This is a genomic window from uncultured Allofournierella sp. (assembly GCA_944382705.1).
GTDB lineage: Bacteria > Bacillota > Clostridia > Oscillospirales > Ruminococcaceae > Allofournierella.
Genome location: CALWNE010000031.1, coordinates 1 through 12,694, shown reverse-complemented (window position 1 = coordinate 12,694; position 12,694 = coordinate 1). Strand labels below are relative to the sequence as shown.

Sequence of the window (12,694 nt, the reverse complement as noted above, 5' to 3'; positions counted from 1 at the left end):
GGTTGGCTACACGGGGGGTACCACGGCTGCACTTGGCCAGCTCATAGGCGCCTTCCTCGGTACAAGGCTGTTCCAGAATGCCCGCTGAGCGCAAAATAATGCCCTGCAATTCGCTGGGGCTGTACAGCTCCAGCTTGAGCAGCACGCCAAACCGGTCACGGAGGGGGCCGGTAATCTGGCCGGCCCGGGTGGTTGCACCAATGAGGGTAAACCGGGGCAGGTTGATGCGGATGCTCTGGGCGCTGGGGCCCTTGCCAATCATGATATCCAGGGCATAGTCCTCCAGGGCAGGATAGAGTACCTCCTCCACCTGACGGGACAGCCGGTGAATTTCGTCAATAAACAGCACATCCCCCTCCTGCAGGTTGGTGAGCAGCGCTGCCAAATCCCCCGGCTTTTCGATGGCAGGGCCGCTGGTAATGCGAATCTGCACCCCCATCTCCTGGGCCACAATACCGGCCAGAGTGGTTTTGCCCAAACCGGGAGGGCCATACAGCAGGATATGATCCATGGCTTCCCCCCGCCGCTTGGCAGCTTCCAGGTAGATGCGCAGATTTTCCTTCACCTTTTCCTGGCCCACATATTCTTCCAGCGTTTTGGGGCGCAGGCTGATTTCTTCGCCTTCGCCCCGGTTCATTTCCGGGCTTACCAGCCGGGTACCAAACTCGTATTCTTCCACGGCTTACCTTCCTTTCGCCATACTGCGCAGAGCCAGCTTGATGATTTCTTCCACCGGCAGGGTCTCGTCCGTCTTGGCCACTGCGGCAGCTGCCTCGCTGGGGCTGTATCCCAAACTGGTCAGGGCAGCAATGGCCTGGGTCATATTGCCCGCAGGCGCAGCGCTGCTGCCGCCCACATCTCCCAGCGTAACACCCTCGGCAAGGCCCTTGGCCACCTTATCCTTCAACTCCAGCACGATGCGCTGGGCCAGCTTGGGGCCTACGCCGTTGGCTGCGGTGAAAGCCTTGTGGTCTGCGGCAGAGATTGCCAGGGTAATTTTTTCCGGCGTGAGCACATTCAAAATTGCAATGCCCACCTTAGGGCCTACACCGGAAACACTGGTCAGCAGCTTGAAGCAGGCCTTCTGCTCCTCGCTGGCAAATCCGTACAAAGTTACATCGTTTTCGGTCAGGTGCATCTCGGTAAACAGGGTTGCCTCCTGGCCTACCGCCGGCAGGGCGGAAGCCACCGAGGCTGGCACCAGCATCTGATACCCCACCCCTGCACAGCTCAGCACCACCATATCCAGCGTCTTTTTTAAAACAGTGCCTTGCAAGCAATAAATCATCTTCGTCCTCCCTTATATGCAGGTGTAAACCACCTGCCAAAACCGGTTAGCGAACCGGCGTATTAAACAGGCGGCTGCGGCTGCAATGGCAGTGGGCAATGGCCATGGCCAGTGCGTCCGCCGTGTCGTCCGGCTTTGGCACCTTTTCCAGTTTGAGCATCATGCGGGTCATCTCCTGCATCTGCTTTTTTACCGCCTTGCCGTAACCAGTCACTGCCTGCTTTACCTGCATGGGTGTATATTCAAAAATAGGAATGCCGCATTTGGCAGCCGCCAGCAAAATTACGCCACGGGCCTCGGCCACGCCGATTACAGTGGTTTGGTTGTGCTGGTAGAACAGTTGTTCAATGCTGAGTGCTTCGGGCTGGTAGGTCTGCATCACCTGCAAAACACCCTCATACACCCGGTCCAGCCGCTGCTCAAAGGGCACCCCTGCCTCGGTGGTAACCGCTCCAAAGGCCACCGGCGTAAACCGGTTGCCCACATATTCCACAACACCCCAGCCCACAATGGCATAGCCAGGGTCAATGCCTAACACTCGCATAGATACACCTCTCCATCTTAACTGATATAGTATACTACAATTTGCCGCAAATAGCAAACAGCCCCTTGGGGCAAATTGCAGCAAAACAAAAAGCTGCCCGCCGCTTTCCGTAAAGGAAAGCAGCGAACAGCCGCAATTCATCCATGCAAGCAAGCTGCATCAAGCAGTGCCGGTTACAGCCACTTTTTCCAGCGGGCCAAAATAATGGCCGCCACGGTAGCCAGGCCTGCAACACCCAGCACAATTACAAACCCCAGAGGGTTGGTTTCAAAGGGCACCGGAACGTTCATGCCCCACAAGCTGGAAACAATGGTGGGCACGGTAAGAATAATGGTTACCGCCGCCAGCAGCTTCATGACAATGTTCAGGTTGTTGGAAATGATGGATGCAAAGGCGTCCATGGTACCAGACAGAATGTCTCGATAGATGCTGCTCATCTCCATGGCCTGCTTGTTTTCGATGATGACATCCTCCAGCAGCTCGGTATCTTCGGGATAATCCCGCACAAAATCCATCCGCAGAAGCTTTTCCAGCACAATTTCATTGCCCTTCAGCGAGGTGGAAAAATACACAAGGCTCTTTTCCAGGCCAAGCATCTGAATCAGCTCTTTGTTTTTCATGCTGATGTGCAGCTCGTTTTCCACCCGAGTGCTGGCCTTATCCACCTGACGCAGATAGAACAAAAACAGGCTTGCGTTGCGGTACAGCATCTGCAATGCCATCCGTTTGCGCTTTTTGGTGCTGCAGGTCTTTACCAGCCCATCCATAAAGGCACGGGGCAAAGCAGTTTCCTTCAGGCAAACGGTAATAATGTTTTCTTCGGTGAGCACAATACCAAAGGGCAGCGTAGAATACACAAAGCTATGGCCTGCGGTTTCCACCGTGGGGGTATCCACCACAATCAGGGTGTGGCCGTTATCCTCCACTTCAATGCGGCTGCGTTCTTCTTCGTCCAGGGCCGCCCGTACCAGATCCGGGTCCACATGCAGCTGGGCGCACACACGGCCAATTTCTTTTTCGCTGGGGTCACAAAGGTTAATCCATGCACCGGGGCAGATCTGGTCCTGCTCCAGCATACGACCGCCATCACTCAAATAAATGTTAATCATACTTACAAAACACCTGCTTTCTGTTGCAAACAAGCGGCACAAACAGGCCGCCCCTTGCACCAGGCAGGTGAACTGTATCAGCTCGCCTCAGGTACCGAGGGCAGCATGGCCGCTGCTCCACTGATTCATTCGACTACTAGGGTCGCCGTCCATGCTGTCATCTCCTTACACATTTGTTAGGTTTATACCTCCACCTAGTTTATGCCCCTTGCCCAGGTTTGTCAAGCAAAAAAGCGCAAAAACAGCCGGAATGTTTAGCTTATCTAAAAAAATCGCCAAAAATCGGCTATAATGGCCCAAAATCGGCTTTTATCACCTCAGATTATGCAAAAAACCGGCACAGGCCAAAAGCCCATGCCGGTTTGTTATCTGGTCACAAATTACTCTACTACATACACATTAACCTGCTGCACGCCGTTCATCAAAGCTTCGTCGTAGCTTTCGTAGAACAGATCCACCAAACAGGTGCCGTTCATGAGGGCGGTGCCTGTATCGGTGGCAATGGCATAGCCATACACAAACTTGCCATCGGTGCTGGTAATGTATACCTTGCTGCCATAGGGAATGAGGTTGGGGTTCACAGCCACGGTGCCATAACCCAGGCCCTTGCCGGAAGCACCACGGCCTCGGCTGGCGCTGTATCCGGTTGCCCGGCCGGTGTATACCGCTTTGTAGCTGCTGGGTACACCGTTTACCACCTCGGGGCCTTCCAGCGGGGATACAGGCGCCCCAGCCTTGTAGGCCTTGATGATGGTATTTTGAGGTGCACGGGTCTGCACCACACTCACCACCTGGCTGGACTCCACCACGCCGTCCACCACCCGTTCACGGCTGGTGATTTCGTTAATGCCTTCATAGCCCTGCTGCAGCACTTGGGTGCGATTTTTGTTTCGGAAATAAAGGCTGGTGTAAACATATTCCGTCTCGTAAGGAATGCTTTCCTCAACCACCGTATCCCGGTATTCCACCCGGTGCACAGTAATGGAGGTGTTTTCCTCCAGTTCGGTGTGCAGGCTGGGCTCGGTATAATCGTGCTCGCCCAAAGTCACACCGCATTGCGCCAGGGCTTCCTCCACGGTGCCGCTGGCAAGATTGACCACATAGGTCTGGCCGTCAGCCAATACAGAAACCGGCTGTGCCCGCTGGATGCTCAGGCTTGCCAGATTTCCGTTGTAGGCGGTGTAGTGAACATCGTCGTGTTCCTCCGCCACAATGCCCGCCAGGTTCATAAGCTCCTGGGGGTCCTGCACATAGGTCATCATGGTGTGGCTGGCTCCTTCGGAGTCGGTCACATTGACCAGGTGCAGCTCGTTGAACAATACATACAGAGTCAGTGACAGGCAGCACAGGGTGACCAGGCAGGCGCACACTTTGGCAAGCAGTTCCTTGCCAATGCCCTGCAAATGTTCTGTGGGTTTTGTCATAGTTTCTCCTATCTTTTCCATGCTTGGTGGGCAATGGCCGCCGCATCCCGGCAGCACTGGCAGTTCAAAAACATGGGCAAGAACTGCGCCCCTTCTAAAATCGCTGGAACCAGAACCATTTGTTCTCTCACCCACAAGGGGGGCGGGAACCAGCACTGGTGGCATTTTAGCAAACATAGCAGCAAATCGTCAAACAGTCTGAACCCTTGGTTTTTGTTCATATTTTTTTAAAATTTTATGAAATATATAACCACCTCACACAAATCTTTTTAAATCGCTCTTTTTCGTTCTTTTTCTCTTAAATACTCATGTTTTGATTTTTTTGTACAAACTAAAAAACTTTTTGTGCACCTATAAAAATTCTCAAATAACGCCCTGTCAGCCCTTTCCATTATGGTTTGGCAAGCCTGCTCTTAATCTGACAAAGAACATTTTTTGAGGGATTTCCGGTTATTTAAACATCCTTTTTAAGGGTCTTTATTCCTATCAACGAGATACAATCTCGCCCTCTGCTCCTTTCTGCGGGCTTTACATCTCCGTAAACGCTCCAGGCCCTGGTACAGCGTGGAGTGTCCTGTTTATCATAGCAGATATTGCCGTCAAAAATGGTCGTACCAATTCCCTTTTCCGCCACTAAATCCTGTTGTGAAAAAAGACCAGCTGCCCCACTAAGAGCGCGGAAGAGGCCCCATGGGAACAGCTGGTCTTTTTATTTTATTATATAATTATTATAATGTAAGAGCTTTTGCAAAACAGCCGTTACTCGTCCTGTGCGAGCAGATGGTTCCGCCGCCTACCACCACATCCTCCTGATAGAGCACCACCGCTTGACCAGGCGCCGCCATAGGCTGGGGGGTGTGGTATCGAATCTCTACCCGGCCATCCTCCAAAACCTGGGCGGTACAGGGCACCTCCGGCCCATGGTACCGGGTTTTGGCCCATGCCTGAATGGGGTGCTTGGGTGCCTCCATGGAGATCCAGTTAAACTGTTCTGCCAGAATCTGCGTTTCCACCAGTTGCTGGCGGGTGCAGAGTACCACCTGGTTTTCTTTCACCCGTTTGCCGCATACATATAGGGGCTCTGGTACTGCCAACCCCAATCCCTTGCGCTGGCCAATGGTGTAACCAATCAGGCCCTTGTGGCGGCCCAGCACCCGGCCTTCCAGGTTTACAAAATCACCCGGGGGGCTTTGCTCTCCCGTATAGCGGCAGATAAACTCCTGGTAGCGCCCGCCCTGCACAAAGCAGATATCCTGGCTATCTGGCTTATGGGCCGTGGTAAAGCCATACTCTGCTGCCAGCTGGCGCACCTGCTCCTTGCTGGTATACGCCCCCAGGGGCAGCACTGTATGTGCCAGCTGCTCCTGGGTCAAAAAATAGAGCACATAGCTTTGGTCCTTGGCCCGGTTGCGGCTTTTTTTCAGCAGCCAGCGCCCACTGTCCGGGTCCTGCTCAATGCAGGCATAATGGCCTGTAACCACCGCATCACAGCCCAGCATCTGAGCACGCTGGTACAATTTATCAAACTTCATAAAGCGGTTGCAGTCAATGCAGGGGTTTGGGGTATGTCCTTTTTGGTAGGCTTTTACAAACCGTTCCACCACCTGCCGGTTAAAATCCTGGGTGAAATTAAATACATAAAAAGGCATCCCAAGCTGATAGGCCACGCTGCGGGCATCCTGTGCATCGTCCAGGGTGCAGCAGGTTTTTCCCGAGCAGCTGGTCTGCCCTGGCTCGCCCTGATACAACTTCATGGTAACACCCACGCAGTCCCAGCCCTGCTGCACCATGCAGGCAGCAGCCACCGAACTATCCACACCGCCACTCATAGCCACCAACGCTTTTTTGCCCATTGTTATCGCACCCTTCCCATTAAAACCTATTTTCATACTAGGAATGTTATATGGGATTGCACAATTTGTCAAGTGTCCTTCGGTTCTTTGCCGCAAAATCTTTTGCCGTGTGATGGCCCAGTTTGCCGTCCGCATCGCTCTGCAAAAATGCCCCCTGCCAGTATACTCCGTAAAAATAACCAAGAAAAAATCCCCCATGACCCAGGCAAACAGCGCTGCATCAGGGGGGATTTTTTGTAAAAACAACGGACTCACAGGCTTTTCACTTAAAATAAGGAACAGGCTCCTGTCCTTATTTTGTCTGCCGCACTGCAAGTCATTCCGCAGATGGGACACCCAAGCCCCTTGGCTTTTTCTGTTTTGTACAGAAAGGATTTTGTGACATATTCATCGGTTAAGCTGCCAATAAGGCGGAACCTTTCCCCCTTTGCTTCAGGCAACTTGCTGGCAACGCACTGCCACCCGGTTGTTGCCGTCAACGGTGCAGGTAAACAAGGTAAGCGCCCACTGGCTAACTTTCATGGCTTCCACACTGGTGGAAGCCAGCTGTTCTATCTCTGCAACTTCATATTCAAACACATTTCCCTCAGTGTCTGTAAAAAAGACACTATCCCCGTACCGCAATTTCCGCAAGGTGCCAAAATGACTTCTATAATTATGGCCTGCAATCACCAGATTGTTTTGATAGGCCGAACCTGCGTACCGGCAGGGAGACAATTTAAGGTTTGCATCGCTGCATTCGCTCATAAAAGGGAGCAATAATTCTAAATCCGGAATGTAAATTTTACCAATGTATTGATGCCCGTCAATCATAACAACTGGCATTTCCATATCTGGGTTTGTTACATAAAACGGCAGGCCCATTACCCCACCGTCGCCAACATTCCCGTATGCCTGCTGGCCTTCACGGGGAATTTCTCTATGATTTGATAATCATCCCAAATATTGTAACACAATAAAAATCCCGAAAGCAAAATCAGAAACAACCCAAGCAGCATTAGCCCTGTTCCTATCTTGCTTACTCTACTTTGCTTCATCACAATCGCTGCCCTTTTTTCGGATTTTCCAGCCCACCAACAACAATACTAAACCACACACAGAAAAAAGCGACACAGGCCACCACAGCTGCCCTGTTTGCGGAAGTACCGCCTGGGCAGCTGTGCCAGATGCTCCCTGCCCAGGTTGATTGGGTGTTTGCTGCCCGGGCTCATTCGGTGCTTGCTGCCCCGGTTGATGTGATGTTTGGGAAATGGGGTGATAGGTGTTTTTTACCGTAATAACCCCCATATTGCGCACGGCTGTTACCGTATAACCCGAAGCAATATCTCGCTCTACCAAATGCCACTGTGCATTGCTTGAAAGATTTCTCCATATGTAATTCCAGTTGTTTGCTTGATTCAGCTCAACGGTGCTGTACTCCTCGCCGTTTTGATAAAGGGTTACTGTAATCGAAGAAGGCCGGTACTGCTCATACCCTGCGTCCTTCCATACCTTTACTGCGGATAAATCCATGATTTCATCCGTTCGCATCCTTACGGAATTTTTTATGCTAATCGTTGGATTGTAGTCCAACGAATCGCCATCCTCATCCAAATAAGGCAATGATATTAATGTTGCCGCAGGTGCATACAAAATTTCATCTTCCGCAACCGGCTTACCCACCAGCAAAAACAAACCTTCCTGTAAGTCCTCAAATATTGCGGTTCCCTCCTGATCTGTTTCTACGATTGAAACAGGTTCAATGGGGCTGTTTTCCGCCGCTTGATGAATCAGGTAGGATTCCAGCGTAACTGCCCGGTCAAACCAGCTTTCCTCGCTTGTATCCATACTCATGGAAACACCGGCATCCTCAAAATCCTGTTCAACCTCAAATTCATCGTTTTCATCCAGGTTTGCCACTTGATAAAGATAGAATTCTACCCCTTCAAGAGACTCCTCACCGGTTTGATTTTGTATGGTCAGAGACATATCCTGTTCTCTACCCATTTCTTCGTCCGCAAAAACAGCAAGGGAAATCTGCGTGTGCAGCATCAGCAATGCTGCTGCCAAACATCCGCACCCGAATTTTTTCAAATTCATTCCTCTTCCACCATCCTTTTCTGTTTCCGCTTATTTTTGCCGCCAGGCTTTCTCATCACCCAAGCCAGCATAATTAAAAAAATGGGAACCGCAGCAAAGGGAGCCACCAGCATCGGCTCTATCTGTACAGCATCTCCTGTTATGTAAAGGTCGCCGGAATCGCTGATGTTTGCAATACGGTGGCCTCGAACCAGCAGCCGATGTGTGTTTATTCCATAAGGTGTACAGGTTACCAAGGTGCAGTAATCCTTACCAGGTACAATGCCCAGTTCCGATAATCCTCCGGCTCCACAATGCGTATCTGATCCACCTCGTAGGTTAAAGTTTCGTTCAGTGTTTTTAAAACAAAGATATCCCCTTCTATCAGCTTATCCAAATCGCTAAACAATTTGGCCGAAGGAAGCCCTCGATGCCCAGATAATACGCAGTGGGTGCTCTCTCCGCCCACCGGCAGGGAAGATCCAGCTATGTGGCCAACGCCCGCCTCCAGCACAGCATCACTGGTTCCGTGATAAACTGGCAATACACAGCGGATGGACGGAATTTCAATATAAGACATTACCTGGGTTACATTCAAAAGAGCCTGGTATTCTTCGTTTTCTTGTTCACTCAGCACAAATGACATGGTCGAGCGCTGTGCAAGTTTTTGGTTGTAGAGGTTTGCTTGCTGTAAAAGTTCTTGGTATTCATCTTCTTTCAGGTTGGACACTTGCGCAGAATAATCCGCTACCGCACGGGACTGGTGCAGCGAATTATAGTAATCGCTGGCCGTAGGATACAAAAGAAAGCCCAGACCAATGAGAAATCCCACAAGGAGCAAATAATTCGATCGCTTTTTCTTCATTCAATGTTCTCCGTATACCTGTACAAAGCAATGCAAATTCAACGGGTATTGCCTTTGGGAATCAGTTTGCTTGATTGTACATACCAATATTTATAAAATCCATAAGCCAGGAGCAAGGACAACTTCGTATGCAGCACCCCCATACGAAGCTCTCCTTGCTCCTGCAATAAAATATTGCCGGAGCTTTTGGGACAATCGGCGCACCGCTGATTTTAAAAGCAGAAGGGTGCTCGCTTTAAATCAAAGGATACTTGCAAAACGCAGGACATCAATCATCCAATATCCTCGTCGTTCATGCGCCTTTTAACAACCAGAGCTACAACGGTTCCCAACACCAGAGCAGAACCAATTACATAAAAGATGGTGGTACCAATGCCACCGGTACTGGGCAGGGTGCTGCCGGGAAGGTTCACGATGGTAACCTCCAGCTCTCCACTAACTCCGTTGTAGGTCATGTTTTCATCGTCACTGCTAAATTCCTTGGAGTCCGGATTGAAGCTGACGGTAAACTCAATGGGGTCAATCTTGTTGTATCCGTTGGGTGCCGTGACTTCGGTCAGGGTGTAGGTGCCTTCACCCAAGCCGGTGAACTTCATTACACCGTTATCGTCCACTTCGCCCTGAACATCTGTTTGAGTCTGGCTTTCGCCCTTTAAGGTTACAACCACTTCTTTTTTGTATTTTGTGGTGGTACTTGCGTAACTTCCTTCTGTACCAGGGGTAGGTTCCTCCATGGTATAGGTGCCATCGGTCAATTTGTAATAGGTGCCAGCTGCATTATCTTCTGTAAACACCAGCTCGGTAACAAGCACCTGTTTACTCCGGTACCGCTCAAAGCGAACACTGCACCTTGCAGTCTTGCTGCCTCTTCGTTGGTTTTGGTAATGGCCAATGCGGTGGTGTAGGTTCCGCCTCAGCCGCAGGACAGCCGCACTGACAGGCGCAGGCAGGTGCCTTTTCTTCCTTCTTTTTACCAAAACCAAATAGTCCCATACCACAAACCTCCTAAAATTATAGCAGCAAATTAAATGCCAGGCAAAACGCCCAGCAGCCAATCAACAGCGCATCAAAAAACCTTTGTTACACCAACAGAAACTGAATCACATTGAAGAAATAGCCCACAATAATAATCCCTACGGTGCAGATAGCAACAAAGGCGGCCAGCAGTTTAGGCTTTACGGCCTTTTTCAGCATAATCATGGAAGGCAGGCTTAAAGTAGTAACAGCCATCATGAAAGACAAAATTGTACCCAGGCCCGCACCCTTAAACAACAAACTCTCCGCCACAGGAATTGTGCCAAAGATGTCAGCATACATGGGAATCCCCACCAAAGTGGCCATGATAACAGCAAAGGGATTATCGCTGCCCAGAATCGCCTCTACCCACTCCTGGGGAAGTACATTGTGGATAAAGGCGCCAATGCCTACGCCGATAAAGATATAAGGGGCAACTTTTTTGATGGTTTCCAGCAGCTGTTCTTTTGCAAAGCGCACTCGGTCGTGGCGGGTCAGCTGCTGACCTTCTGCTTCAATGCAGGGGGCATTTTTAATAAAGTCCTCTACATAGCGTTCCATTCCCAGTTTTTCCAGCAAAGCACCGCCGATAATGGCAATAACCAAGCCGAGAACAACATACAAAACCGCTGTTTTTGCACCAAAGATGCTCATCAGCAGAACCAGAGAACCCAAGTCCACCATTGGGGAAGAAATCAGGAAGGAAAATGTGACGCCCACCGGTAAACCTGCGCTGGTAAAGCCCATAAAAAGAGGAATAGACGAGCAGGAGCAAAACGGGGTGACCGTGCCCAACAGTGCCGATACCGTGTTGGCACCAATGCCGTGAAACCGCCCCAGAATTTTTTTCGTGCGCTCCGGCGGAAAATAGCTTTGAATATAGGAAATTCCAAAAATCAGTACCGAGAGCAGAATAAAAATTTTAATCGTGTCATAGATGAAAAATTGCAGGGCCCCGCCGGGGATGCTGTTAAGGGATAAGCCCATTGCGGTCAGCACATTGCCGATTAGGGCATGGAGCCATTTCATACCAAGAATCTGATCTTGGAAGAACAGCCAGATTGTACGAATCGCTTCCATAAAGAGTTCTCCTTTTGCCGAACAAATAGTTCTAATTTTTTCGATTTAATGTTCTGAATAAAAGCCATCGGCTGGACGATGGCTTTTATTTTTGGCAAGTGCAGTCGTTTTCGCCGCAACTATTCTTTTGGGTCAGAACCTGCAATAGTTGTTTTGCATACTGGCTGCCCTCATCGCTGATTCCGTAATGTGTCCATTTGCCTTCTGCCCGGCCAACCACAACACCCGAATCACACAAAATCTTCATGTGATAGGATAAGGTCGATTGGCTGATATTCAGTTTTTCCAGCAGAACGCAGGAACACTTTTCGCCGCTGCGAAGTTGTTCCAAAATTTGCAAACGGTTCACATCGCAAAAGGCTTTAAAGACTTTTGCATCCGCAGCGTAATCGTGCATACTTCCACCTCACTCAAATCCATTTTATTCGATTGATTTATAGTATATACATCAAATCGAAAAAAGTCAATATAGAATCACCAAGTGATGCCAGCCTTCATTTTAACACTCCATATGAATCTGACCCTTACCAAAGGGCCAGATGGGCACAACATTTTATTTTTCGGCTGCCGTTAATCGTGTTGTTTTAATCACCATGTAGATTGAAAAACCTGCCTGAGCTATTTTTGCGCAGCATCAGGGTGGTTCTTATCTGTTTCGCCCCAGGTGGTTCCCTCGATGGAACTAAGGCAGCACCGCATAATTCCAGGCGGTGGAGTGCGCCGAAACAATTTTTGTGAGACAAGCCAAAAGCACAACCCCTTTGTCTTGCTGTTCATTTACCTGGGCGCCTTTAATTTTTTCAAGATTTAACTGCTTTTACACAATAGAAAATATGGAGAAACGGGTTGAAAAAAAGATTTGCTATTCCATGAATGAACCAGCCCGGCATAATAGAGCCGCCGGCTTTTTAAATTCTGGTGTGTATCACTTGTTTCTTGCTTCTTTTGAGATAACAAAACAGCCCATTAGCATAAAACAAAGAACAATAACGGAGTACATCAAAAAAACGGCAGATTATCTAATTATTTATATAGAAAATTATGATGATTTTTGCTAAAATAAGGCATACAAATTATGCGGGAGGAGCGAAAATCGTGAAGTTTATTTTCAGTGAAAGCGGTTGGACTTATTTCGAGCGGTTAGCCTATCGGGGTGTAATCGGCCTGTTCTATGACACTACCTTGCAGGGCATGCTGGCATACTTCATCTTTTTTGTGTTTGTTGTATTTGCTGCCATTGGAATGTTTGCAACCCTTAAATGGTTGTTTACCCGAAAGAAAAAACGCAGAAACTATTATTAAACAAAGAAAAGCCTCACCAAGTTGTGAGGCTTCAGCTTGTAGAAAAACCTGCTTTGGCAATCAGACCAGAGCAGGTTTTTGGTTTGTAAACAAGAAGGAAGATGGAAAAAGCAGCGAAATGTTGGGCGTATTTTCGCGCAATCTGGACCGTTTGCCG

General features: G+C 49.5%; 12 protein-coding genes and 1 pseudogene. 1 reads left to right on the top strand and 12 read right to left on the bottom strand.

Annotation, left to right across the window (positions count from 1 at the left end):
- The 12 genes and pseudogenes from ruvB to ACH2EM_RS04090 form a co-directional block, all read right to left on the bottom strand.
- On the bottom strand, window positions 1-637 hold a 637-nt coding region (gene ruvB / locus ACH2EM_RS04145; protein ID WP_395150842.1), incomplete at its 3' end, for a Holliday junction branch migration DNA helicase RuvB.
- 45 nt (window positions 638-682) lie between these two features.
- Window positions 683-1,288 carry a Holliday junction branch migration protein RuvA gene (gene ruvA, locus ACH2EM_RS04140; RefSeq protein ID WP_395150841.1) on the bottom strand — a complete coding sequence of 202 codons (606 nt, stop codon included), beginning with the start codon at window positions 1,286-1,288 and terminating at the stop codon, window positions 683-685.
- A gap of 46 nt (window positions 1,289-1,334) precedes the next feature.
- Entirely contained in the window at window positions 1,335-1,832 is a 498-nt protein-coding gene (gene ruvC / locus ACH2EM_RS04135) for a crossover junction endodeoxyribonuclease RuvC (protein WP_395150840.1), read from the bottom strand.
- Window positions 1,833-2,005: 173 nt separating this feature from the next.
- Window positions 2,006-2,941 (bottom strand): magnesium transporter CorA family protein, encoded by a 936-nt coding sequence (locus tag ACH2EM_RS04130; RefSeq protein ID WP_395150839.1) that lies wholly within the window; start codon window positions 2,939-2,941, stop codon window positions 2,006-2,008.
- 380 nt (window positions 2,942-3,321) lie between these two features.
- On the bottom strand, window positions 3,322-4,365 hold the full coding sequence (locus ACH2EM_RS04125; RefSeq protein WP_395150838.1) for a ubiquitin-like domain-containing protein: 1,044 nt from the start codon (window positions 4,363-4,365) through the stop codon (window positions 3,322-3,324).
- Window positions 4,366-5,093: 728 nt separating this feature from the next.
- Window positions 5,094-6,218, bottom strand: a complete 1,125-nt coding sequence (mnmA, locus tag ACH2EM_RS04120) for a tRNA 2-thiouridine(34) synthase MnmA (protein WP_395150837.1) — start codon at window positions 6,216-6,218, stop codon at window positions 5,094-5,096.
- A 432-nt stretch (window positions 6,219-6,650) separates the two neighbouring features.
- Window positions 6,651-7,049, bottom strand: coding sequence for a sortase (locus ACH2EM_RS04115; RefSeq protein ID WP_395150836.1), 399 nt, complete (start codon window positions 7,047-7,049; stop codon window positions 6,651-6,653).
- Window positions 7,050-7,241: 192 nt separating this feature from the next.
- A complete protein-coding gene (locus tag ACH2EM_RS04110; RefSeq protein WP_395150835.1) occupies window positions 7,242-8,297 on the bottom strand; it encodes a Cna B-type domain-containing protein in 1,056 nt (351 codons plus the stop codon).
- Window positions 8,294-9,141 (bottom strand): annotated as a pseudogene (locus ACH2EM_RS04105) (class C sortase). The gene ACH2EM_RS04110 and the pseudogene ACH2EM_RS04105 overlap by 4 nt, the downstream one beginning before the upstream one ends.
- A 272-nt stretch (window positions 9,142-9,413) precedes the next feature.
- Window positions 9,414-9,953 (bottom strand): SpaA isopeptide-forming pilin-related protein, encoded by a 540-nt coding sequence (locus ACH2EM_RS04100; protein ID WP_395150834.1) that lies wholly within the window; start codon window positions 9,951-9,953, stop codon window positions 9,414-9,416.
- Between the two features lie 268 nt (window positions 9,954-10,221).
- Window positions 10,222-11,235: a permease gene (locus ACH2EM_RS04095; protein WP_395150833.1), complete on the bottom strand. Its 1,014-nt coding sequence runs from the start codon at window positions 11,233-11,235 to the stop codon at window positions 10,222-10,224.
- An 85-nt stretch (window positions 11,236-11,320) separates the two neighbouring features.
- The gene (locus ACH2EM_RS04090; protein WP_395150831.1) at window positions 11,321-11,632 is read right to left on the bottom strand and encodes an ArsR/SmtB family transcription factor; all 312 of its coding nucleotides are present in this window, start codon (window positions 11,630-11,632) and stop codon (window positions 11,321-11,323) included.
- A 698-nt stretch (window positions 11,633-12,330) separates the two neighbouring features.
- On the opposite strand from ACH2EM_RS04090, the gene ACH2EM_RS04085 reads away from it, so the two are divergent.
- Window positions 12,331-12,537 (top strand): hypothetical protein, encoded by a 207-nt coding sequence (locus ACH2EM_RS04085; RefSeq protein WP_395150830.1) that lies wholly within the window; start codon window positions 12,331-12,333, stop codon window positions 12,535-12,537.
- The last annotated feature ends 157 nt before the right edge of the window (window positions 12,538-12,694 follow it).